We start from the raw sequence: 24,598 nt of genomic DNA, 5'->3' as shown, positions 1-24,598 counted from the left end.
CTTTCAAAAATGAAAGACAGGTTTTTTGTGAAACATATAAGTGACTTACAACTTTTTATAGCGATTGTTGATGGCGGCAGCCTGTCCGCAGCGGCCCGTACGACGGGCATTTCGCTGCCCACTGTGAGCCGCAGGATTCGTGCTCTGGAGATGCGCCTTGCCACACCCCTGTTGTTCAGATCATCCAGGAATATGTCCCCAACTACAGAGGGACAAATTTATTATGCGTCCGCCCGCAGACTGGTTGACGAAATTTCAGCGCTTGAAAACGGGCTCACTGCCGGATCAGGGCAAACCGCTGGTATCATTCGTATTACCGCACCCACATTATTTGGTCGTGAAAAAATCATGCCGGCGGTAACTCAGTTTATGCAAAAGCACCCTGCGCTGGCTGTGGATGTATCGCTTCTGGACCGTCCGGTTAACCTCATTGATGAAGGTATAGATGTTGCAATAGTGGTGGGGCCACTCAGCGACAGTGAACTGATAGGCCGTCAACTCGGTTCCATTCACTGGGGACTGATAGCATCAGGAGAGTATCTTAAGCGGCACGGGCGCCCCTCAACACCAAAGGAACTGTCAGGTCATCAATGTCTTATTTACAGTCAGTACAGTCATTCTGATGTGTGGGAGCTGATGAGTGATGGCAGGAAAGAGAAAATCAGAGTACCGGTCAGGATGCGGGCCAACGCCTTAGACTGCGTAATTCAGTCAGCGGTAAATGACTGCGGCATTGCTCTGGTTCCTGACTGGGCTGTCAGACCCTATATCAGTTCGGGGCAACTTGAAAAAGTGCTGCCCGAATCTTCTTTGCCATCGCGGCCGGTATGCGCGTTATTCAGTAAAGGCTCTCAGATGTCAGTTAAGGTCAGGGCGTTTATTGAATTTCTTGCGCAGCATTTTGACATGATCAGGCTGTGAAGTGATTCAGGAATTCATTTCAGACAGCCGGTGTCCGCTTCTCGCTCACATCGGACCTTCGGCTCAGTAAGCTTGTCCGCTTTATACTGTGAGTTTAACGGGTCGTTGCAACGCTATCCTTAATCAAGGGAAAGTGATCATTCCGCTCGTTCGGTCGGATGCTTCGAACCTGATCTAGTCGATGGATGTTTTCATAGATGCGCTCGTCAACGGAAGGCTTCAAAACGGCATACCCTAATCGAATCCGGGCTGAGCAATCTCAGACTTGAGTACAGTCGGTACTGGGGCTGATTTCTCTACTACACCGGCATCATTAAATACAACGCCCCCCTCTTCTTTAGCATCAGTCATCGCCTGCTGCTCTGAGATCTCTTCCGGATCTAGATCAACATATGAATCGCCCATCATCATTCTGTAATGCGCATCATGCTTAGCCGCCTTGAATATCTTGAAGAAAATTTTCAGGTAGCTCGCTGCCATATTGTCACTAATGGCCACGTAGAGCTCATCCGGAGCGTAATGCGATCCATCGTTTACCCAACTCATCAAAGACTGGCATTGTGTCTTTTCAATACCCTCAAACTTGTCAACCAAGTGGTACGTATCGACACCACCCAAAATCTTGAAATAGTTCTCCAAAATCCGTCGCATGGTATTCTGCAACGTAAGGACTGGCACCGGTGTCCTTTTCAGCTCTGCCCAGAGTAATTGATAAGAATTCCTGATTGGATTACTTGAATGGAACTCAATTACCGAATACTCATTTGGTTTGCGGACAATCCAAAATGTTTCATCAGCAAGAGATGTATTGGCCTTCCGGCGCTGATCGTACGTGACCTCTTTATGGAAATGCACGTTGTGTGTAAGCACCACAACTTGTTTAAGATGGCTACCACTCTTTCTAACTTCGGCGAAAAGCTCCTTGATCAAACTACTCACGATAAACAACACATCACTATCAAGGCTAGAAACAGGGTCATCGATGACCACAATCCTATCGGCGGTTATACCGGATGTCGTAATACTCCCTCTCAACAGGTGGTAGAAATAAAGGAACGTTACGAAGGTCTTCTCTCCCTCGCTCAATGTTTGCTTGGCATCTCTCCCATCCGCTCGGATAATTCTATAAGAGTTATCCGCACATGCAGGATCTAGAGAAAAGCTGAAGAATCCAAAATTTTTTAAAATCTTATTTATAGCAATTACTGTAGGCTTTACACTGGTAAGCTCCGCCTCAATCTTATCGATATCGACGTCTGTAGCATTAATATCTTCCGTGGCTTTATCCCGGCTCAATGCGATGCCCGAAATAGATTTCTGTAGCTTATTCTTCTCAGAGGTATAATCAGCCAAGGTATTCTTTAGCTCGGCATCGATAATATATTTCCACACTTCTCCGGTGAGCCTGCGCTGCTCAGCAGTGAAGCTTGCAACTAGGCGATTTTGTTCGGTTATTTTCGCATTCGCCGTATTAACAATAGCAGCAATATCAGCCTCAATATCCTCCAGCCCCTCAAGAAACACCTCAGCACTTGGAGTAGTAACTTTATCGTCCATCCGCCCTTTATTGATAAGAACAACAGCATCCAGTGCTTGAATCTTAGGATTAAGTTTTTCCTTGTCCAGTTCTGTGCAATCCAAAGCTAACAGAACATGTGCCTGAGCCAAAAGATCCTCAGCAATTTGAAAATAATTATTACGTAGGGCAGAGATCGCCTTCGAATCCGCCTCAAAAGTCTCATCGAAGTAGTCAGTAAGTTCCTTCTCGAAGTCGTGGGGCAGAGTCTGCTGACAGAACGGACATTGTTCATCCGTATGCTCCAGAAATCTCATACCCTGCCTAACCCAGTCGCTATTACCTAACCGCTGAATAATCGCGGATATACTAACATCGTCTTTGCCTACCACCTTTTTAACCAGAATCGGGCTTTTCTCGAATGCTATCAACCGTGATAAATCCAAGGTCGAAACAAGATCTATTTTCGAGGGTTGGTCACCATATAAAACTGCCGCTCTAGCTTTGAGATCAACCAAATCAACCAAGGTGGATTTGTTATTCTCATGTTCTTGAAGAACCCTTGCTTTGAATGCTTCCTTATTATTCCTTAAACCAGTAAATGCCCCTTTGAAATATTCATCATGCTTCACTTTCTGTTCCCAGCATCGGCCAACCAACTTTGCTTCCAAAGAAATCAACTCAGCATGCTTTCCAGGTTTTCCATCTTCACCATCAAGAGAGATGATTAACTTGGCCCTCAACTGTTCATGGCGCTTTCTTTCATCTTTAAGATCTTTGAGGCGGTCGAGCTGAACTTTCTCGGCCTTGCCGAGTGTAAATACTCCCTGAAACTCTTTGGATTCTGAGAAGTTGGCAGTGATAAAGTCGTTGTTATAGACCATTGCTGGCACTGCCATATTTCTGAGCCAGGTAATACTAGAGTCTGTTGAGAGGCTAGGTTTCTCAATAAGTCGACTGATTGTGGTCTTGCCCGCTCCATTTGCTCCATAAATGAAATTAATCTTTTTGAGATTAATAACTTCTGATTTGTCAGGACGGTAGGTAGCGATATTGGAGAGACTGATTGATTCGATCATAGCGGGTCATCCCTGCACGCAACGGCGCTAATTTGGCCGCTGCTCAGTAAAATTCTGAAGGTCTAGGCAATTGAACGACTACCTAGACACTTTACTATCATATGAAAGCTATTGGCTTGATAAACATATACGGCATGGTGATTTATGTAAAGGCCAGAGGTAGAAAGGAGGAGTAAGACCGGTGCAGTTTTGCCTACGCTACAGGTTAAGGATGCTATAAGTATTCCTGCAAATTGTGTCACTCATTTTAGAGCTTACCTCCCAGTTCAGACAATGTCCGCTGTTCGTTGTCGACTGTCAGGTTGAATCGTTTTCTAACAAAGAGGACCGCCGGATCAAGTCGGAGCCTATACATTTAAAGGGTTGACGGGCTCTTTGCCGCCCGCCCCGCAGCCTGCGAATTTTCCTGACATCCGGTGCCAGGAAAATTCGCAGTGGAATGATACCCCCTAACACCACCGCTACTCCACCCACTACCATATTATGTTAAAGCCACATTCCTTTGCGGCTTCTTGCCCCTGCCCTCAGGCTTTATCCATCAAATAACGATGTGCTTTTGATGCCGTGCTGGCCGCTTTGAAAATATAACGCTTGTCATTCTTCAATGCTTTCAGCCAGGAAGCGATATAGCTTTCGTGCTGCACCTCTCCAACAATACCCAAATCCGCCATCAGAAAAGCACTTCCCAGCTCAGCCACTAATTCCTCCTCCGCATAATCTGCGCTGCCAAATTTCCCTTTCATTTCACGGTTAAGCCTTTTTTTACCACCGCTCCAGTGAACCAGCTCATGCAGGCCAGTAGCGTAGAAATTAGCAGCATCGGAAAAAAGGTGACGCTCTGGTAGCCAGACCTCATCAGTTGAGGGTTGGAAAAATGCATTTTGTCCTTTCTCAATGATGTTTGCGCCACTCTTCTGGAACAGATTTTCAGCCTCAGGCAACGGGTCAAAGGTTGCTTCTGGGCTGACTATTTCAGTTGTCAGTGGAAGGCCATCAATTTGTTCAACATTGAACACATTGAAGGTTTTCAGCATTGGGATCTGGTCGATGTCACCGTCTTCGTTTTCTTTCTCTAAGGTTGTATAGAAAATGGCTGTCGTACCGTGTTCACCTTTTCGAACCTGCCCGCCTATTGCCTGCGCCTGTTTGTAGGTCATCCAGCGTGAATCACCAAAGCCCTGTTTTGACGCGCTACACCACAACAGCATGATATTCATTCCGCTATACGCGATACCGGTTGCGAAGTTGGAAGGTAACCCAGACATGCCCGGCACTCGTTTCCACGGGCAAGACCACGGTTTTACACCGGCTTCAAGCGTTGCAATGATGTTGTTGGTGACAGTCTGATAAATATCGGTTTTGGCTTTAGAAAATTTCGTTTTTGAGGAGCCTGACTGCTCCAGCGGGGATACGCTGGTCGCCGCTGCGGTGTTAGGGGCGCTAGTCTGGGTATGCAGGGAAATGGTCATGTTTTTTCTCCGTCAGTGGTGTGATTTTCGTCTTCGTATCGCCTGACGGTTCGCTTTCCCGACATCGTTCCGGCCAGCAAGGGCGCAGAATGCGTGCCATTTACCCTTGCGGGACGGGTTGTGTTGGGAAACGATTAACCGGAAGCTGATACGAGAACGGAAGTCGCACGGAGAAAAAACTGACACAGCATAGGCGGGCGTAGCGCCCCTTGGGTCGCAGTGGTGGAATGGGTTGGGGATTGAATTGTTCGGTATTCGTTCAGACCTGAACTAGCAGTGTTTTGAGGTTGAAGACAATAAAACATTGCTGTCTGCTTTGCGAAAAGTGGAAATGCTAGAGATCAATAGGTTAGGAATAAAGCTAACCCAAAAGGCTATGTTTCCAGTCGAATCGTGGGTTCTGCTCATTGACAGGTAAGTTTTGCCAGTAAGTGTGAAGACTTGTCGAGACTACATCTATGTGACTGGTGTTGCCCCCGCAACAGTACTCGGAGGTTTAGCATTAGTACTTCTTAAGAATTAACTGCCGACTTTGCGCATTTCGCTGATAGCTAATGGTTTTATCGATGAAAACCAATAGGCTAAATTTGGTCAAGTTTTGATTTTAACCCTCGCAATTTAGAAGTATTATTTTAAGATTAATCTACTTCCCCCCTACTTTCCCTCGCCATTTTCGGCGTATGCGAAAAGTCATTCTTAAGGTTGTTGCCCATGGAGTTATGGATATTTATAGCGGCGATTTATGTAATTTATCTATTGTTTTTCAAAAAGAAAAAACATAAATCTGCGGGTTCTTATTCTTCAAAAACCGTGAAAGCGCCACCTAAAGAATGGCTTGCTGACATCAAGAAAAAAGAGGCTGTTGTGAGAAAAGATGACAGTGAAGATGATGATCTGGCAACTTTTACACTGGACAGCGACCGGAGTGTCGAATACAGAGTAACAACGATTCAACGTCAGAATCCCCCAAAAACTACTGGTACTTTGGCTCGATGGGTGCAGCCTGGTGAGGTGACTACTGTAGGCGGTATGAAGATCACCAGTGGTCATTTCTACTTCGGACAGCGGATGAAGCCCGCCGGGCAAAGCATGAGCGGCTATTATGATGATGGCACTGAGGCATCATTAATTGACGACACGCTTAATATTCACCATAAACCTTATCTTTACGAAGATAGTTCATTGGGATACTGGCCCAGCTATTCCTCGCTTTCAGCGGATGCGCGCGGCGCGTATCTAAACTGGCTTGCCAGTGATAGGTCCGACGCGTCATGCCCTGTAGGCTACGTATTTATCTATCTGTATGGGCTGGAAAGAAAGGCACTTTTTGACTGCCGGGATGGTAATACACCTGACGCAGAGTTCCGTACACTATTTAATGAAATCTGCCGGTTAAGATCGGTATTCATTGAGAACCGCTCTTTCCGGAATTACTCGTCCCAGTTACTGGAAGCAATGTCTATTCTGCGCCCAGATGTTGATCTGGTTGCCGACCTTGGCCGTGATTCGAGTTTCAGCAATGGTATGCTGTTTAAGCTAGCGCTGGCAAAGGCTGTGGATGCTGGAGTTCCTGTGTCAGCCGATCTGGCGCTGACGTGGGTAACAAATCACACGGAGTATGCGTTACGAACTCCCGCCCGCCGCTGTGCGAAAGAATTTGCTGCGCTTTTCAAACGGCGCTATACCCTCAAATACGGTGAGGGTATAGTTGTCAAACCGAATAAAACGCGACTGCGTCTGGATTACAACCCTGCAAGTCCCAGCTTGCGCGGCGTTCGCCTTCCTGTTCCAGACTTGCCTGACCCTAGTGCATTGAAGGGACCAGTCCAGAAAATCATGACGCTTGCAGAGATCTGTACAGATGAACTGGATGCTTACAGCCGCTATCTTGGCAGGAAAGGTACGTCAGAAAATGATACTGCGGCAATCATGTTGCTGCCTATGGAAATCATCAATGAAAGCGCAGGAAAAGTTTTAAATACATTTAAACGCTGGGCTGATGAAGTGATAGCGAGTCACAAGGGGTTAACCACCGTTGCTGACTTCTGGGCACATATGGGAGCTACTTGCCCGGCGAAAATCAATAAAAAAGAGGCCGACCTGATGCAGGCCTTTGCACTGAAAATGGGCTACTACCTGGCACCTGATCCGCATTACCACCATGTGAAAGCAGAAGCTGACGGCGCACTGGTTTTATTCGCCGCTGGTGAGGGAACGCGCTTACCACCATCTCCGGCGTTTATCTCAGCGGTGATGACACTAAGGCTAGGGTCAATGGTGGCCTTAACCGACAATAGCCTTGATCAGGCCGAGCAGAAAGTGCTGGAAAATGCTATCGACCATAATTCTGGCTTTAGCGAAGATGAAAAGCGCTCCTTACATTCGTATTTGACGTGGCAACTTCATACCCCAGCCAACATGGCAGGCATGAAAAATAGAATAGCACTGTTGAGTCCGATGGAAAAATCAGCAGTAGGTAAGGTTATCGTGGGAGTAGCCTGCTCGGATGGCCGAATTGAGCCTGGCGAAATCAAACAGCTGGAAAAAATTTATTCAGGCCTAGGATTGGATCCTTCAACTATCTCCGGCAACATCCATCAGCATTCTACGGCAGAGGTTACCCCGCTGTCGCCTACATCAGCGAGTCTTGGGGCCGCTGAGTTCACGCTGGACGCCAGCGTGCTGGCTCACCATGAGTCGGCCACAGACGATGTCCGTAAATTACTTAGCGCGATTTTCACCGAGGACGAACCGGAATTGCGCGAGAGCACACCCGCAGCCGGGACGCAGGATGGTGGCCTTGATAATGCACATAGCCAGCTTTACCACAGGCTTTTGGAAAAGGAACAGTGGCCCCGGAAAGAGGTGACGGAACTGTGCGAGAATTTTAATTTGATGCTCAGCGGTGCACTTGAGGTTATTAATGATTGGTCCTATGCAGTGGTTGATGCACCAGTGCTGGATGATGCCGATGATGATATCTGGGTAGACCTGGAAATTGCCAAAGAATTAGAGGGATAGTTAATGTCTGTAACACGTATAAGAGTTAAAGAACGGGATGCTATTATCCAATCACTGAAGTCTGGTGTAACGCCAAGAATAGGCATTCAGCACATCCAGGTAGGCCGGATAAATGAGATAACAGCCCTCCATCAGGATATTGAGCGGATCGCTGACAGCGGCGCGAGCTTCAGGCTTATCATCGGTGAATACGGATCAGGCAAAACGTTCTTTCTGAGCGTTGTACGTTCTATTGCGCTGGAAAAAAAGCTGGTAACAGTCAGTGCCGACCTTTCCCCCGACAGGCGCATTCATTCATCGGGAGGTCAGGCGCGCAATCTCTACTCAGAGCTTATGAAGAACATGTCAACCCGCAACAAACCTGATGGTAATGCGTTACTCAGTGTTGTGGAGCGGTTCGTCACGGAGGCGAGAAAGGAGGCTGATGCGGATGGCACTACAGTCTCGTCGGTTATTCACCAGCGCCTGGCTGCTCTGTCTGACATGGTGGGGGGATATGACTTTGCTAAAGTCATCGATGCATTCTGGCGCGGACATGAACAGGATAACGAGACATTAAAATCAAATGCCATTCGCTGGTTGCGGGGTGAATACACCACCAAAACCGATGCCCGTAACGATCTCGACGTCCGGACTATTATCTCAGACGCTTCGTTCTACGATTCATTGAAGCTGGTAAGCCTATTTGTCCGTCAGGCAGGTTATGCCGGTTTACTGGTCAGTCTCGACGAGATGGTAAACCTTTATAAGCTGAACAACACTCAGGCGAGAACTGCAAACTATGAACAGATCCTGAGGATCCTGAATGACTGTCTGCAGGGTTCTGCCGAGAATATTGGTTTTGTTCTTGGAGGCACGCCCGAGTTCTTGTTTGATCCGCGTAAAGGACTTTACAGTTATGAGGCGCTGCAATCACGTCTGGCGGAAAATCGGTTCGCTCAGAAAGCAGGAGTGATTGACTACTCGTCACCTACTCTACATCTTGCCAGCCTCACCCCAGAGGAATTGTATATTTTACTGAAAAATCTCCGCCATGTTTATGCCGGCGGAGAGCCCGAAAAGTATCTGGTATCAGATGGCGCACTCACCGCTTTTCTGCATCATTGCAGTAAAACCATCGGGGATGCTTACTTCCGTACCCCCCGAAATACCATTAAAGGTTTCCTGGATATGCTGGCCGTGCTGGAACAAAACAGTAATATAAACTGGCAAACGCTAATCTCGGGTGTGTCGATTGAAGATGACAGGCCAAGCGATATGGATGATGCTATTGAGCAGGAAGAAAATGATGACGATCTGGCCAACTTCAAGTTATGAGCAGCGCATACGATAGTCTCGATCCTCGCGTTCGTAAGTGGGTTTATAAGCAGGGCTGGTCTACATTAAGGCCCCTGCAAGAGAGCGCTATCCCGGCAATTTTAGCTCGAGACCAGGACGTGCTAATTAGTGCAGGCACAGCAGCGGGTAAAACAGAGGCTTTCTTTCTACCTGCCTGTTCAGCAATTGCAGGTATCACTAGCGGGTTTGGTATTGTCTATATCAGCCCGCTTAAAGCGCTGATTAACGACCAGTACCGTCGTCTTGAGAGCCTGGGCGAGGCGTTGGATATGCCGGTGACGCCATGGCATGGTGATGTACCGCAAAGCAAAAAGAAGAAGATACGGACTGACCCGGCGGGCATCGTACTTATCACGCCAGAATCACTTGAGTCCTTACTCATAAATTCATCAGGCTGGATTAAACAGGCGTTTTCGCCAGTAGCCTACATTGTTATTGATGAGTTTCACGCCTTTATTGGTACCGAGCGCGGTATGCAGTTGCTCTCTCTTCTAAACAGAATTGATCATGTGCTGGGACGTCATGCGAACCCAGTTCCCCGCGTTGCGTTAAGCGCTACGTTAGGAGAACTGGATAAAGTGCCTGAACTGTTGCGTCCGGATCAGCGATTGCCCTGCGAAATTGTGACAGACAGCAATAGCACGGCCACATTGCAAGTGCAGGTTAAAGGCTATCTAGTGCCGGAGACCGAAAAAGGAGAAGAGCCACAAAGCTCAGCAGAAAAACACGTCTGCGCTGACATTTTCAGACTCTGCCGTGGCGACTCCCATTTAGTTTTTGCAAACAGTCGAAAGCGCACTGAAAGCATTGCGGCGACGCTGAGCGACATGTGTGAGGAAAATGTTGTTCCCAATGAATTCTTTCCCCATCACGGCTCCCTGTCTAGGGAATTACGCGAGACGCTCGAAGCCCGCCTACAGCAGGGTAATTTGCCTACAACAGCCGTCTGTACCATGACGCTTGAGCTGGGTATTGATATCGGTAAAGTGCAGTCGGTCATACAGGTTACTCCTCCACATTCCGTCTCCAGCCTGCGTCAGCGTATGGGCCGGTCAGGACGGCGAGATTCGCCATCGGTTCTGAGAATGCTGATCTCTGAGCAAGAACTTACCGCAACCAGCGGCATCGTAGACCGCTTGCGGCTACAACTGGTTCAGTCGATGGCGATGATTAGATTGATGATCACTAAGCGATGGTTCGAACCGGCTGATGCCCGACAGATGCATTACTCCACGTTGCTACATCAGATTCTTGCGATCACAGCGCAATGGGGCGGGGTTCGAGCCGATCAACTTTGGTCACAACTGTGCCAGACAGGCCCCTTCCGGAACATCGACTTAACTGATTTCAAAAGTCTGCTTCGACATATGGGGGCACACGGCCTACTGACACAACTTGCTAGCGGAGAAATGGTTATCGGGGCTGAGGGAGAGAAACTGACTAACCATTATACGTTTTACGCCGTGTTCAATACTCCAGAAGAGTTCCGCATTGTCACAGGAAGTCGAACCCTTGGCACAATACCAGTGGACTCTCCCCTTCTGCCTGACCAGCACATAATCTTCGGTGGGCGCCGCTGGAAAGTGACAGAGATCGAGGTGGAAAAAAAAGTTATCTATGTTAAGGCGACCAAAGGCGGCCAGCCGCCACATTTTAGTGGTGGGGGTATGTCTGTTCATGATGTAGTTCGCCAAGAGATGCTCGCCATATACAGGGAGAATGATTATCGCATCTCGGTAGGAAGTAAGAGAGTCGATTATGTGGATGCCACCGCCAGAAGCCTTTTTGCAGAAGGTTGTGACAACTTTAAACGTTACAATCTGCAAAACTCCCATTCTATTTCCGATGGCCAGCGTAGTTATGTTCTCCCCTGGATGGGCGATAAAGTCGTTAACACAATAACGGCCTTGCTAATGCGTAGCAGCTTCAAAGCTAGTTCATTTGCCGGTGTTATAGAAATAGATGACGCAAGTGTATCCTCGGTCCAACATGCACTAAAAGAAATTCAGTTGTCGGGCTTGCCATCAGAGTCTGAGCTCGCTGCAGATGTTCCAGAAAAATATCTGGATAAATATGACGATTATTTGCCGGAGTCCCTGCTTGCGAAAGGATATGGAGCAAAGGCGTACGATATAGAAGGCACCCAGATCTGGCTACAGAAAAATATTCTGTGACCTATTTTCGCAATAAGGGTATAAAGGAATCATTTATACCCTAAATTATTCTCACCCCTATATCTTTATTTCCCAGTGGATTTGCTAGGTTTTAGCTCCGGAGTATTTAGACTGGCCCCATAGATCATCGGACACTTCGCCTCTCTTAAAAAAGAGGTAGTCTTAGAACTATGTTTAACACCAGTCAGAATAATAAGATGGTCGAAGTGTTATCAGGACCTGAACGGCGTCGGCGTCGGCGTCGGCGGAGTATTTCGCAGGAAAAAATTGCCATTATTCAGCAAACTATGGAACCCGGCATCACCGTGTCTCATGTGCTCGCCTGCATGGCATCAATGCTAACCAGATCTTCAAATGGCGTAGGCAGTATGAAGACGGTTCCCTGACCGCCGTAACATTTGGCGAAGAAGTCCTGCCCGCCTCTGAGCTTGCTGCGGCCAATAAGCAAATCCGCGAGCTTCAGCGTCTTCTGAGCAAAAAAACGATGGAAGCGGAGATGTTCAAAGAGGCCGTGGAGTTTGGCCGGGCAAAAAAATGGATTGCGCATGCGCCCTTGTTGCCAGGGTGACCTGCCCCCAGTATTATATGCCTGTAACAGGTTATATGAGCTTCAACGACACTGCCCATGCAATCGCACTCAGGCCGTACGAATATAAGACGGGTTATCACCAAACCAATAAGAAAATCGATATCGGAAAAACTCTAAAGCGGTGGTCAGTTTTAGTTGACCACTACATTTACAGAAAGAGAAAATGCACAACTAGCTCAACTTCGTGACTGGTTCCTTCACATGCTAATGAACGGTCAAGTAACGGTAAAATAAGGAAGTTAAACGATGACCATAAGCCAAATAGAGATAAGGAACATCAGAGGCATTTCGCACGAATGCTTCAATGTGCAGCTAAGTGCCCATAAACCCAATCTTTTGGTTGCACCTAATGGCTTTGGCAAGAGTTCGATCGCTACAGCTTTCTCGTCAATGAATACAAAGCGAATAGATCTTGCCGAAAACGATCATCATAAAGGGGATGAAACTCTTGTGCCCGAACTGAGTATTACCGTTGACGGGCAGAAATTAAGTGCTAATAGAACAAAAAACGAAATTCGACAACAGTTTGATGTGCTGGTAGTCAATAGCGGCCTAATCCCGAAAGCGAAAAAGCTTTTCAAGGGGGCGGTATCCTCCACCATTGAAGTGAAACCCATAATCATCTGCAAGATTCCGGAAAAAGCAGACTTTTCGTATAAGCTTGCTGATGCTAAAGCCAATTTTGGTCAAAACGGAAAGATTCTGCCTAACATAGCCGATCTATTAAAAGATCAAAGAATTTTGGATGCAATTAAGGACGTCGATTTAACAAAGTTCACTCAATTTCGAATTCAGACAGCGGTTCAAGCCATTGCCGACATGGTGAACAAACAGAATGGAAGTGCTGCTGTCATATCACAATGGATATTGGATAACTGTATTGATAACCTAAGAGCAGTGGCTATTTTAAATGGCATTTCTGAACGGCTAATCAAGAGTGGTGCAGCCGCTACCGAGATCGAAGGTTTTTTTGCGGCTTACCAAATCGCCAGCCTACATGCAGCCGATCCTAAAACATTTTCCGCTGCGACAGACTGGCTATATTACGTTACAGTCAAAGCACACTATCAAGACTTGCTGACAAACTTCAAAAGCTCTACTTGGCAATGGGCCAAGGTTGAAGAGACCAAGAAAAAGAAAGAGTTGGTTATTAGCTTCCCCAAAGCCCACCAATTATCGAACGGCCAACGTGACATAATTACGCTTGTGGTACAGCTACATAAAACTTTGTATGAGAGCAGCAAGAAACCGCTCATATTGGTGATTGACGAGGTGTTTGACTACTTGGATGACGCCAATCTGGTAGCTTTCCAATACTATGTCACCTCAATTATTGAAGAATACAAACTACGCAACCAAATAATTTATCCAATAATTTTAACGCACTTGGACCCAGGCGTATTTTTTGATTTCTGTTTTAACAAACATAAGATTCAGATCAATTATCTTCAATCAATGTCTAAAGGAAAGTCGCAGGACACACTTCGCCTGATAGAAGCAAGGGATAAACAAGCATTAATCAAAGACCGATTAGAGATGTGTTGGTTTCATTTTCATACAGACCAATGCGAGATTCCCGAACCTGAATGGCCAAACAACTTGCCGCAAGTGTGGCGAAGTTCAGCAGCTTTTCAAAATTATGCCTATATCGAACTGAAGCGCTATCTGGAGTGTAAAAATTACGACCCTATAGCGGTCTGTTTTGCCGTCCGTGTCGCCGTAGAGAAACTCGGCTATGAAATGCTGACTCATGAAGATCAACAGAACGAGTTTCTTACTACCAAAAAAACCAAGAACAAAATGGACTTCGCTGCCAGTACTGGTATTGATATTCCAGAAAGCTACTTCCTGCTTGGCTTGATATACAATACTAACCTACATTGGAGTCAGGGTCGTGACTATGTATCTCCACTCGCATCAAAGTTGAGCCATCCAACTATCAAGCGGCTAATAGAACAGGTAGTGACAGCAGTAGATAACCAAGGGGAACAATAATGAGTTATCAGGCTGAATTTACAGGATGGAACTCTCTAACTATAGAAGATCTCCTAGTTGCGTATAGGAAGGCCAAAGCCGACTGTTTCTTCGAGAATATCTTCCCGACTGCCATAAAGTTCGCTGAGTATGAGCAAGACTTATTGGCTAACCTAAATGAGCTGTTAATTCAATTAAAGAGCGACGCGGGTTTTGACGATAATGAAGCATTACTCGGGCATTTTCGATTACTGCCAAAGAAACTTTCTACAAATAAAAAATCAGATACTATTGAGAATGGCCACGTGCACTTTTCTAAACCAGAGAGAGCGGTAGAAAGTCTGTTCAATAATTACGACATAGTTCCTGAATTCCGTATTGTGGGCGACTTTCCTGTAGAAACCCACATCATTTCTGCACTGTGGCTCAACATGATTGGTCGCAAGTTCGACGCCAAGTTCGATGATAGCTGCTACGGCGCTAGGCTAAAACGAATTCGTAATGATGAGTTCTTCACAGATGGCGATGAAAAACCATTCCACATTAGCTCAATTGGCTCATTTGTCCCGTATTTTCAGCCCTATCAAAAATGGCGTAGCGACGGCCTTAAGGCTATCCGGGACGAGTTAGAAAAAGAACGCGATATTATTGCTGTATCCCTAGATCTGAAATGTTATTACCACTTTATTGACCCGCTTGCTATTTTTGGCAAAGGTTTGCTTGAAGCACTTGATCTACAACTGACAAATGAAGAAGAAGCATTCACCAAACAGCTCTCGAAATTCCTCAGCAATTGGGCCGAAGGTGCTTCAAAATTTGGCCAAACTGTTGGGGGTAAGAGAGCCAAGATCAGCGGCGGATTGGTGATTGGTCTTACATGTAGTCGTATCATTTCAAATGCCCTGCTATACAAATGGGACAGGCTTGTTTTGGAGAAGCTGTCACCGATACATTACGGCCGCTATGTAGACGATATGTTTTTGGTTCTACGTGATACCGGTACGATTTTCAATAGCTTGGATCTAATGAACCTGATTCAGGCTAGAATGGGTGAAAACGTTATTTATCAGAACGCTAAAAACAGAAAGGTTTGGGAGATAAACCAAGGCGCAAATATCCAAGGCAATTCAAAAATTTCGCTTCAGTCTGACAAGCAAAAGTTATTTATATTACAGGGGCGATCGGGGCTCGATCTTCTGGATAGCATTGAAAAAGAGATATATGAGCTTTCCAGTGAACACCGTTTGATGCCGTCGCCAGACCAGTTGGAGCATTCGACGGCAGCCAAAGTGCTCTCCGCTGCCGGTAGCGTAGGGGAAAATGCCGATACATTGCGTAAAGCTGATGGCTTGACCATTCGCCGTTTGGGGTGGTCACTGCAATTACGCCATGTAGAAACCCTTGCGCGAGATTTGCCACCTAATCAATGGAAAGAGCAGCGCGAAGAGTTTTACCAGTTTGCCCATAACCATATCTTACGAGTGGATAATCTATTTGCTCATTTCCATTACTTGCCAAGACTACTCGGGTTTGCAATCAGCATGAACGAGTGGGACCAAGCCGAGCAAATAGCAGTAAAGTCCTATCAAGCCATTGATACCTTAGCTTCCGAAGTAGGCCAAGGTAAGAAGGTTCGAATTAATGGAGGTGATGCCAAAGTACTCAAAGATCTATGGGGCTATATCAAGGGCACTTTGACATGGTTATTTATTGATGCTGCCACACGCTACCATGATCCAAACAAGCTATTCTTAGGTGAACGGTCGAGCAAAAAGAAACGCTTAGCGGATCTTTTTTTGAATCAGATTGTGATAACACTGACTGATTTTGTAGAGTTATTAGACCTACATTTTGATGTGGCAGATTTCGAGAAGAAAGCACCACTTGTTGCAGCAGCAGACCTCGCAAAAGAAGCCTACAAGCACATTCTGAATAGTCCGTCTGCTGAAAAACTAGCAGGTAAACGCGATGCTAAGAAGGAAAAGAGAATCCTTAAGTTGCTTGGTAACTCAGAGTTTCTCGATGTGGAGGTATTTGAGCAGTTTATTAGCTCTACCCGAAAAACTAGGTTAAGCATGGTAACCAAGGGACAAAAGATAAATGACAGCTATCTGCCCTATCTTTTCCCAACCAGGCCACTATCTCCGGCTGAAATATCAGAATTAGCGCCTGAATGCGTAGGCTTGTTATCGGCATCTGGAAAACTTCCAATCTATGGTCCAGCAGTGACTTGGGCTAAATACACCCAAGTGCTGCGTGGGGTTTGGATAAAGCCCACCCTTTTGGCGGCGGAACAGGACGCCAACGACAAGAAATCAAAACAGCGCAAGAAATACCTGAGAATAGGGACAGATAGCAAGGATAAAGTCGTCGTTGCCTTAACCAACTTACGTACCGAAGACACTGACTGGGCTGCTACCGCCTGCAATAAACCGAATTTAAGCCGCAAACGTTATCAGAAAATATCAAAGCTGGTTAACGATGCTTTGAAACTGAGCCCAAAGCCTGATTATGTTATATTTCCAGAACTATCTATTCCTCTGCGCTGGCTGAACAGTATCGCTAGCAGACTCAGTGCTGCGGGTATCAGCCTAATCGCAGGAACCGAGTATCGGCACAAAGATGGCAACAAAATCCTAAGTGAAGCAGCACTGGTCCTCGCAGATAACCGGCTTGGCTATCCAACCTTTGTCAAAATATGGCAGCCAAAGCTTGAACCAGCAGTTGGCGAGGATAGAGAGCTAACAGTGAAATATGGAAAGGAGTGGGATACACCTGAGAAAGCACCAAAGCCGATTTATATCCATAATGGCTTCAACTTTGGTGTAATGGTCTGTTCGGAACTGCAAAACAGCAAAGCACGAATTCGTTTCCAAGGCGCTGTTGACGCTCTTATGGTTCTCAGTTGGAATAGGGATCTAGATACTTTTTCGTCTCTTATCGAATCCGCAGCATTGGACGTTCATGCCTACACTATACTGGTAAACAACCGAAAATACGGTGATAGTCGTATCCGATCGCCAGCCAAAGAGAGCTTCCTGCGCGATATCGCTAGATTGAGAGGTGGAGACAATGATTTTATGGTTGCAGCCACCTTGGATATTACCGCACTCCGAGCTTTCCAAAGCCGAGCAAAACGCTGGCCTGAAGAGAATGATAAATTCAAGCCAGTACCTGAAGGCTTTAGATTGTTAGATAAAAGGAAAAAACTGCCCCCTAGGTAGTATTTAATCTATTGTAGGGTAGCAAGTGGATAAATTGAATGGGGGCGTGAGACTCATCATCCCACTTTTCCCACTTTATCTGGCCCCTGCTACCACTTTTTGTTGCAACCGTTCAAACTTGGCGTGTACCCGGTTGGGATAAAGATCGGTGTAGACCCGCCAGAGGATGTTGATGTTTCTGTGGCCGGTGACCTGGGCGACTAATATACTTTAGACATGGCAATTGAGAAAAGTAATATCACTTTATCTTATATTCAGTAAGACGAGTATGTATACGTATTAGTACATCCATAATCTCTTGCTCTTCTTCAGTATAATCACGTTCACCAATATAGTTAGCTAACTTACGGCTAATATCCGCATAATCAGAAAGTAGCTGATTAATTATTTTAATATCCATTTAATTTTCCTTGTTTTAATCGCACAGCCTTTTGCTGTACATATACATTATACCGTAAAAGATTTTTTCGTTCCAAAAATAGGAGCAGGTTAGAACTTGTCTTTTAACATCAACCCGATCGCTAGCAAATGCTCCATTAAAATTGACTTCAAAATAGTCGAGTCGCTCATCGTAATCAGCTTAATCTAGCAGCATTAGGTCTATGAAATCATCACGGGCCTTGTCCCGGATCGCCATGCTACTCATCGATGCAGTTTTTCCATCCAACCTATTGGGCTTAGGGAGGTTCCGATGAACTCTTTCCAGCAAAGATTTAAGCAATGTTTCTCGAAGTGAAAGGTTATTCGTGTTTCGTACAAAATAAAGTAAAGCTTCACTCGAGATAAAACCGGGGATACCTTCAGGCCAAACAGCTCCTCTGATGGCAATATCATCATCACTGAGCTTTTCGAGTTCATTGATCTCAGCCTCAGCGATTTCTCGCCGAGTATAAGCCACACTTTCTCTGTTTAATTTTCTTAGTGGTCGAGCCATAACCCATCTACACATGATGATTATTTGAATAAATATCAATAATTTATATTAACAACCAAAGCATTTTTTTCTTAGGGGATTAGAAAGCGCCTTCATGCTTAATCACCCCGTGTGTCATAATATTGCCGATTCTGTAGGATTACTCATCAACGTCTGTATCACTGCATTAAAACGGTAATCTACTACCAGTACCTCCCGTGCAATCCAGCATTACTCCTACAATTATTGCCTGAGTTGAGGGCAATCCGACGCTGTATGTTTACCGGCTTTCATCATATCGTTGACCAGATGAGCGGAAGGAAAAAAAAGTTAGCTACATCAAACAAAGCCGTGCCAATGAGCCGGATATCGCCAGATCATTCTGATCAAGATCAGAAAACTTACTAATGGTATGTCTTGTCCGTATTGAGAAATCCACCTGCAAGCGAGTAGGTAGTTCAGGCTGGGAGCAAATACCGGATAAATCTATCGATTAGCGGCATATCAACATAATCGCCTAATTTTTGAACTGTCATTATTAATTGTGTCAATGAAAAAGTGCAGAATCAAATCCGAAGAGAAGAATAATTAACCTTCAATCATTTTTTAGCTCATGATGTTATGTAGAATCATAGTAACGATCATTATGTACTCTGGAACGCTCAAACGAGATTTATGTAACCCACACCTATTGGTGGTCATTCTGGTGGTCTTGACAGAGCGGCAATTCAGGTTTAGCTTACTTATTAGCCAATTACTGGCAAAGGCGATCCCAGTCAGAGGAGCCAAATTTAAAAAGCCTGCTTTCGAGCGGGCTTTTTGCTTTTCTGCGTTCAGCAAAAAATCCATCACCCTCCACCTCATTGTCATCATTTATCCGACAGCCTGGCATCATGCGCCAACACGGCAACATCAAAATATAAAATAACAACATTTTATCAATAAGTTATATGACTCTCTCCGTGGTTTTGATTATAAAAAAAACGCCATCAGGACACGCTTCTGTTCGGCGAACACGACGTCCATCACACTGATTTCTCAGGGAGAGAAAACATGCAATTAGACTTCACGCTTCAATTTACAGACGATACCTGGTACCCCACCGTTGATATCCATGGCTTCACCTCCACCGAGGGGCAGCCTGTAGATATTCAGGAGAAAATGGTGCTGTCGTTCAGCGCGCCGGGGAAGATTACCGAAGGAGATATAATTGTGACCACGAACCCCTGGTGCGCAATTAAGACCACAGTGCAGTCCAGCGAGGTCTCCAGCGGTATTTTCGATATCAAGCTGACGCTTACCGCCGCAGACGGCTCCGCCCTCGGCGGCGCGATTTCTGATATCCATATGGGCGTGAACGTCTCTTCCGATAGCGCGCCGGCATGGTCAACGCTGCAAAATACCTTCAGCATCGCGGCAGATGAAGAGACCGATGTCACGGGTGAACTGCTTGTCAGCTGCGAAACCTTCCCCATCGGGCTTGAAGCCTGTGAGATGGAGCTGACGCTAGCACGCGGTGAAAAACAGGAGACGCTGCATCCGATCGCTGGCGCTAATCGCTTCAGGATCGCAGCAGGCACCTACGCGGCCAGCGTCGCGGAACTGCGGACCGCGGAGGGTACCATTCGCGCGACCGTACGGCTGAGCGCGGCCTCGCTGAATATCACGAAGGGCCAATGCACCTCGCTGGTCATCACCTTTGCTCCCGCAGAACGCAGCACCACGCTGGACGTTACGCTCAATCTGCCATCCGATCATGCGCTGTACGGCGAAGCGCTGACGATGGTGTATCTGGAAAATGATGGTGAAGTTCGGCGCGCGGAGCTGCACGCGGGCAAAACGCTGCGCCTGGAACAGCGTCCGGTACAGGGCCGCTACACTCTGAGCATCAATGACATCACGCTGAATAACGTCCATTACCGCTTCGATGCGCAGAGCGGCAACCTGGATAACGGCTACCATGCCGTCACGTTCAATCAAACGCATATTCATCAGAACGAGGATGTCGTCAGCCGCTCCCCGGCGTTGAACATCGCCGTGGAAGCGGAAAAAAACGTAGCCGCGACGTTCGCACTCCGTCTGGTTGAGGAGAGTGAGGCACCGCGGCAGTACCGTTTCTCCCCACTGCCCATGGAGACTGGCCACCACACCCCAGGGGAGGCGATTGCCCCCGGCATTTATCACCTCGCCTCCAGCACCTTTATTCAGAACGGCACGCTGTACTACATCGACGTTCTGCCCGAAGAGCTGCACGTTAGTGAAGAGATGCCCATCACCGTCAATGTAACGATTAGTGAAGGGGCAAATCTGTGCGTAAAAGGATTTCCGAACTTCCTGAGCTTCGGCGGCTGCGCCGATATGTCGCCGAGCAACGTAGAGGATCTGGCACAGGCGCGAGTCTCTTCGCTGTTCAAGTATTCCGGCGATGACGGCATGGGCGATGCCTCGGCGTATCTCGACCCGGCCAAAGAACCGACCAGTAAAATCATCCAGATGGCCCGCGACGTTGAGGCGATAACCGGCGACAGCGTATTGCCGGTGATGGTCTCCTATACCTGTAACCTTTCACTCGGCGATGTGGAAAACATCATCGACGATCCGGTTCGTCATCAGTTTAGCTTCGCCAACTTTATTCAGGCGTTGCAGATGGCGCAGACGATGAAAGACGATGCGCATCCGGTACCGGCAGGCTTTATCGTCAACCCAGACTATCTCGGCGAGTGCCAGAAATACGGCTTCTCTCCCGATTATCCTGTTCCGGTACGCGAACCGCTCGCTAAGGCGATGGCGCATCACGGGGTGAATCTGGCTATCCCTGCGGGAATTACCGACACGCTGAAGGGCTACATCAAGGGGGTGAACTGGCTGGTGCGTGTGGTTGCGCCGGACGTCTCTCTTGGCTGGCAGATTAACCTGTGGAGCGTCGGCGGCTCCCAGTGGGTGTATGACGATTTCACCTATGACGACGTCTTTGACCCGGAAGATGGCCAGAAGAAAAAGCTGACCATCAGCCCGGCGCTGGCAGGCAAACTTTCCGCACAGTACGCACTGCTGGTCGGTGTCTTTGACGAGACCCAATACGTTCAGGCTAACGGCACTCCCGCCACCGCTAAAGGCGCTGACTTTATGGCCGTTGACCGCTATGAGGCGGACGACTTTACCGCCCGCGCCTACAAAAATGGCTACTGCTATTCACCGTATGAGTGGGACAGAACGTTCGATTATTGCGCGGCGCTAAGCCGCCATCTCCGCCAGCCAGTACTGCCGTGGCAGATGCCGGCCAGCCGTCTGGCAAGCGTTAGCGATGACGTTGGCGAACCTGAGGAACAGTTCTGGGGAACCGGCGGCAGCTATCTGATGGGCCATGCTGAAATTGGCACTACCCTCGAGGCCATTAACCCGAAACTGCTGAACATCGAATTTCTTGATGTCCATGCCAGCATGATGGGCCGCACGCCGCGGGAACTTTTTAGCCGCCACGAATGGGATTTTTCCGGAGCCAAATATCAGGACTTCCCTTCACGCGGGATTTTCCACGTTCAGGTCGGCGGCGGCGCCACCACCGGCGTGGTCAGCGCGGTTAACCGCAACAGTAGCCGCTGGATGCGGGAGAAACTTCAGTCCTACCGTAAGAGTCCGGTAAAGTTTAACGACTAACCCTCCGGGCTACCCGCCGCTCGGCGGGTAGCTCGTCTTCAAATCTGATAATCCAGCACCGTCTCTTCGCTCTCCATCGCTTGACGTTTAATTTCCTCTAGCGACAGCCCCGCATTGCACAACTCAATAAAGCGCCACACGTAGTTACGCTGGAGCTGACCCCGTTTTAGCCCCAGCCAGACGGTATTCGCATCGAACAGATGATGGGTATCCAGCCGCACCAGGCTGCCAGACTCCTGCGCATCGCCCGACTGTTCGGCCACCAGCCCAATCCCCAGCCCCAGCTCCACGTAAGTCTTGATAACATCGGAATCCTGCGCGCTGAGTATGATATCCGGCGTCAGCCCTTTGCGGTTAAAGGCTTCATCAATGCGCGAACGTCCGGTGATCCCCTGACGATAGGTAATCAGTGGCCAGCGGGCAATCGCTTCAAGCGTCAGCGGCGTGGTCTGAGTGAGTGGATGGTCGGTGGGCACTAACAGGCTGTGATGCCAGCGGAACCACGGGAAGGCCACCAGCGTGGCGTCATTGCTGAGCCGCTCGCTGGCAATACCAATATCGGCGCCGCCGCTGTGTAGCAGCGCATCGATTTCCTGCGGCGTGCCCTGAATCAGCTCCAGGCGCACATCTTTGAAGATTTCACGAAAGGCTTTGATGACCGGCGGCAGACTATAACGGGCCTGAGTGTGGGTCGTGGCGATGGTCAGCACGCCGGAAGCGTCGTTGGTAAAGAGATCGGCCAGCCGGCGAACGTTGCTGGCCTCATTCAGAATACGCTCGGCAATCACCAGCAGGGCTTTGCCCGGCTCGGTCATGCCTAATAGCCGCTTGCCGCGACGAATGAAGATCTCAATCCCTAGCTCTTCCTCAAGTTCGCGAATATGTCGGCTAACGCCGGACTGCGATGTGTAGAGCATATTGGCGACTTCGGTCAGGTTGTAATCCTGCCGCGCCGCTTCGCGAATAATTTTAAGTTGCTGGAAGTTCACGCGTCACCCCGATTGAGTCAGTTATGACGCTATTGTTAAAGTTTGTCGACCGGACAAACAAATAATAAAAACCAGCAACATATTCCTGAATGGAATATAAGCTTAGCTCACCAGCAGCAATTCACGGTTATCCAGCATCGGGCGGCTGACCAGCGACATCAGAATCTCTTTCACCGCCTGGGCCTGCGGCGACAGCTGGCCGCGAGCCGAAACGTTGAGCGACAGCGGCAGGCTCATCGACGGCGTAGTAATACGCGCCATCCAGCCGTTTGCCGCGCTGCACAGCGAGCGCGCCGCCGACTCCGGCAGCACGGTCACCCCCATTCCGCTGGCGATCGCTGCGGTGAGCGTGGAGATAGACTCAATTTCACCGATAATCTTCGCCGTCAGGCGGCGCAGCGAAAACGCCTCGTCGACGCGTGCGCGTACGGCGCTATAGTCACGCGGCAGGAACAGATTCATCTCGGCGACGGCGGTCAGATCGACGCTCTGCCCCGGGCAGTCGCGGGTACCGACCAGATAGAGATCTTCTTTCAGCAGCGGCTGGCTGACGATGCCCGCCAGCGGCGCGCGATCGTAAAGCACCGCCATGTCGAGCTGGCCGTTCAGCAGTTTGTCGTTCAGCACCGTGCCGCTATTTTCATGCAGATAGACCAGCACCTCCGGCAGTTCATTCCGCACCGCCTGCAGCAGCGGCATGGTAATCGACGAGGCCGCCGTGCCCGGCGCCAGGCCGATAGACACGCTGCCGCTTAGCGTCTGCCCGACATTATGCACCGCCAGCTGCGCCTGTTCACACTGACGCAGAATCGTGCGGGCATGCGTGTAAAGCACCTTACCGGCCTCGGTCGGCGTCACGCCACGTTTGGTGCGAATCAGCAGCTGCTGATCGAGTTCCCCTTCCAGCGTCGCAACCTGCTGGCTCAGCGCAGGCTGTGCGATATGCAACACTTCAGCCGCCTGAGTCAGGCTGCCGATATCGACGATTTTCACGAAGTATTTCAGTCGTCTTAAGTTCATTTTTGCCTCCGGTACGAGATCCACTGCCACGCTGGCGTTAAGTAATCGGAGGAGTTGCAAGATGCTTGCCAGTTTTGAAAAGGGCGCTAAATGCGGGTAAACCTATCGCTGGGGCCCTTTTTTAGGCCAGTCAGAAGATTGCCGTATGCCCCATAAGGGGTAAATCTGCACTTTCGCGGTGCAAAGCGCGGGTAAAATAAGCAAACAACGGCGAATTGCTGAAATTGTCAGCAAACGAACTTATTAACGCTTTTCACCCTTTGACAAGCCGTGGCGACATCGTTAATATGCGCCCCGTTCACACGATTCCTCTGTAGTTCAGTCGGTAGAACGGCGGACTGTTAATCCGTATGTCACTGGTTCGAGTCCAGTCAGAGGAGCCAGATTTTAGTATTAAGACATCTCAGTGAGTCTTAATACGTTATAGAAACAAGCAATTAGATTGACCCGGCTGTCCTGGTAAGGATTGCCGGGTTTCTTGACACCTGTAGTTTTTGGGGGCTTAATCGGGGGCCTCACAGTTCGTTGAACGAATGGAGCCCCCCGCTATGTCACTCACTGATACCGCTATCCGCAAGCTCAGACCCACAGACAAACCCTTCAAACTCGGCGACAGTGCCGGACTGTACCTGCTGATCAAACCCAACGGCTCAAAACTCTGGTACATGAAGTACCGTATTGACGGGAAAGAGAAGAAGCTGGCCTTTGGCCCAT

Annotated in this window: 14 protein-coding genes, 1 tRNA gene and 1 pseudogene; 10 read left to right on the top strand and 6 right to left on the bottom strand. The window is 48.2% G+C overall.

Going from position 1 to position 24,598, the window contains the following annotated elements:
* The first annotated feature begins 9 nt into the window (after positions 1 to 9).
* Positions 10 to 921, top strand: coding sequence for a LysR family transcriptional regulator (locus tag ACK5JN_RS17745; protein WP_416871363.1), 912 nt, complete (start codon positions 10 to 12; stop codon positions 919 to 921).
* A gap of 234 nt (positions 922 to 1,155) precedes the next feature.
* Here ACK5JN_RS17745 and ACK5JN_RS17740 read toward each other — a convergent pair whose 3' ends face one another.
* Positions 1,156 to 3,516 carry an AAA family ATPase gene (locus ACK5JN_RS17740; protein WP_416871362.1) on the bottom strand — a complete coding sequence of 787 codons (2,361 nt, stop codon included), beginning with the start codon at positions 3,514 to 3,516 and terminating at the stop codon, positions 1,156 to 1,158.
* 524 nt (positions 3,517 to 4,040) lie between these two features.
* Positions 4,041 to 4,985, bottom strand: coding sequence for an ArdC family protein (locus ACK5JN_RS17735; RefSeq protein ID WP_200679988.1), 945 nt, complete (start codon positions 4,983 to 4,985; stop codon positions 4,041 to 4,043).
* Positions 4,986 to 5,696: 711 nt separating this feature from the next.
* Between ACK5JN_RS17735 and ACK5JN_RS17730 the strand changes: the two genes are divergently transcribed.
* The 6 genes and pseudogenes from ACK5JN_RS17730 (at position 5,697) to ACK5JN_RS17705 (ending at position 17,305) form a co-directional block, all read left to right on the top strand.
* On the top strand, positions 5,697 to 8,006 hold the full coding sequence (locus ACK5JN_RS17730) for a TerB N-terminal domain-containing protein (protein ID WP_416871361.1): 2,310 nt from the start codon (positions 5,697 to 5,699) through the stop codon (positions 8,004 to 8,006).
* A gap of 3 nt (positions 8,007 to 8,009) precedes the next feature.
* Positions 8,010 to 9,323, top strand: a complete 1,314-nt coding sequence (locus ACK5JN_RS17725) for an ATP-binding protein (protein WP_416871360.1) — start codon at positions 8,010 to 8,012, stop codon at positions 9,321 to 9,323.
* Positions 9,320 to 11,518, top strand: a complete 2,199-nt coding sequence (locus ACK5JN_RS17720; protein WP_416871359.1) for a DEAD/DEAH box helicase — start codon at positions 9,320 to 9,322, stop codon at positions 11,516 to 11,518. Before ACK5JN_RS17725 ends, ACK5JN_RS17720 begins: the two co-directional genes overlap by 4 nt.
* 197 nt (positions 11,519 to 11,715) lie before the next feature.
* Positions 11,716 to 12,079: pseudogene (locus tag ACK5JN_RS17715) on the top strand (transposase); the annotation flags it as partial.
* 274 nt (positions 12,080 to 12,353) lie between these two features.
* Positions 12,354 to 14,102 carry a hypothetical protein gene (locus tag ACK5JN_RS17710; RefSeq protein ID WP_416871358.1) on the top strand — a complete coding sequence of 583 codons (1,749 nt, stop codon included), beginning with the start codon at positions 12,354 to 12,356 and terminating at the stop codon, positions 14,100 to 14,102.
* Positions 14,102 to 17,305 (top strand): hypothetical protein, encoded by a 3,204-nt coding sequence (locus ACK5JN_RS17705; protein ID WP_416871357.1) that lies wholly within the window; start codon positions 14,102 to 14,104, stop codon positions 17,303 to 17,305. The genes ACK5JN_RS17710 and ACK5JN_RS17705 overlap by 1 nt, the downstream gene beginning before the upstream one ends.
* A 238-nt stretch (positions 17,306 to 17,543) precedes the next feature.
* On the opposite strand, the gene ACK5JN_RS17700 is transcribed toward ACK5JN_RS17705, so the two are convergent.
* Together ACK5JN_RS17700 and ACK5JN_RS17695 are read right to left on the bottom strand one after the other, a co-directional pair.
* The gene (locus tag ACK5JN_RS17700; protein ID WP_161556326.1) at positions 17,544 to 17,705 is read right to left on the bottom strand and encodes a hypothetical protein; all 162 of its coding nucleotides are present in this window, start codon (positions 17,703 to 17,705) and stop codon (positions 17,544 to 17,546) included.
* A 180-nt stretch (positions 17,706 to 17,885) separates the two neighbouring features.
* On the bottom strand, positions 17,886 to 18,239 hold the full coding sequence (locus ACK5JN_RS17695; RefSeq protein ID WP_234472760.1) for a hypothetical protein: 354 nt from the start codon (positions 18,237 to 18,239) through the stop codon (positions 17,886 to 17,888).
* A 1,032-nt stretch (positions 18,240 to 19,271) separates the two neighbouring features.
* On the opposite strand from ACK5JN_RS17695, the gene ACK5JN_RS17690 reads away from it, so the two are divergent.
* Positions 19,272 to 21,875, top strand: coding sequence for a hypothetical protein (locus ACK5JN_RS17690; protein ID WP_416871356.1), 2,604 nt, complete (start codon positions 19,272 to 19,274; stop codon positions 21,873 to 21,875).
* A gap of 38 nt (positions 21,876 to 21,913) precedes the next feature.
* On the opposite strand, the gene cbl is transcribed toward ACK5JN_RS17690, so the two are convergent.
* Entirely contained in the window at positions 21,914 to 22,864 is a 951-nt protein-coding gene (gene cbl / locus ACK5JN_RS17685) for an HTH-type transcriptional regulator Cbl (protein ID WP_416871355.1), read from the bottom strand.
* 102 nt (positions 22,865 to 22,966) lie between these two features.
* Positions 22,967 to 23,884, bottom strand: coding sequence for a nitrogen assimilation transcriptional regulator NAC (gene nac, locus ACK5JN_RS17680; RefSeq protein WP_416871354.1), 918 nt, complete (start codon positions 23,882 to 23,884; stop codon positions 22,967 to 22,969).
* Positions 23,885 to 24,191: 307 nt separating this feature from the next.
* Here nac and ACK5JN_RS17675 point away from each other — a divergent pair.
* Both ACK5JN_RS17675 and ACK5JN_RS17670 read left to right on the top strand, forming a co-directional pair.
* Positions 24,192 to 24,267: transfer RNA gene (locus tag ACK5JN_RS17675), tRNA-Asn, on the top strand.
* Positions 24,268 to 24,432: 165 nt separating this feature from the next.
* A partial coding sequence (locus ACK5JN_RS17670; protein WP_416871418.1) for an Arm DNA-binding domain-containing protein occupies positions 24,433 to 24,598 on the top strand: 166 nt, incomplete at its 3' end.

This window comes from Kluyvera sp. (assembly GCF_047971185.1).
In the GTDB taxonomy this organism is placed as follows: Bacteria; Pseudomonadota; Gammaproteobacteria; order Enterobacterales; family Enterobacteriaceae; genus Kluyvera.
This window is presented reverse-complemented; position numbering and strand designations above follow the sequence as displayed.

Excerpts from the sequence above, each read along its gene's own strand:
- ACK5JN_RS17745 (WP_416871363.1), top strand. The coding sequence starts at position 10 with ATGAAAGACAGGTTTTTTGTGAAACATATAAGTGACTTACAACTTTTT.
- ACK5JN_RS17740 (WP_416871362.1), bottom strand. The coding sequence starts at position 3,516 with ATGATCGAATCAATCAGTCTCTCCAATATCGCTACCTACCGTCCTGAC.
- ACK5JN_RS17735 (WP_200679988.1), bottom strand. The coding sequence starts at position 4,985 with ATGACCATTTCCCTGCATACCCAGACTAGCGCCCCTAACACCGCAGCG.
- ACK5JN_RS17730 (WP_416871361.1), top strand. The coding sequence starts at position 5,697 with ATGGAGTTATGGATATTTATAGCGGCGATTTATGTAATTTATCTATTG.
- ACK5JN_RS17725 (WP_416871360.1), top strand. The coding sequence starts at position 8,010 with ATGTCTGTAACACGTATAAGAGTTAAAGAACGGGATGCTATTATCCAA.
- ACK5JN_RS17720 (WP_416871359.1), top strand. The coding sequence starts at position 9,320 with ATGAGCAGCGCATACGATAGTCTCGATCCTCGCGTTCGTAAGTGGGTT.
- ACK5JN_RS17710 (WP_416871358.1), top strand. The coding sequence starts at position 12,354 with ATGACCATAAGCCAAATAGAGATAAGGAACATCAGAGGCATTTCGCAC.
- ACK5JN_RS17705 (WP_416871357.1), top strand. The coding sequence starts at position 14,102 with ATGAGTTATCAGGCTGAATTTACAGGATGGAACTCTCTAACTATAGAA.
- ACK5JN_RS17700 (WP_161556326.1), bottom strand. The coding sequence starts at position 17,705 with ATGGATATTAAAATAATTAATCAGCTACTTTCTGATTATGCGGATATT.
- ACK5JN_RS17695 (WP_234472760.1), bottom strand. The coding sequence starts at position 18,239 with ATGGCTCGACCACTAAGAAAATTAAACAGAGAAAGTGTGGCTTATACT.
- ACK5JN_RS17690 (WP_416871356.1), top strand. The coding sequence starts at position 19,272 with ATGCAATTAGACTTCACGCTTCAATTTACAGACGATACCTGGTACCCC.
- nac (WP_416871354.1), bottom strand. The coding sequence starts at position 23,884 with ATGAACTTAAGACGACTGAAATACTTCGTGAAAATCGTCGATATCGGC.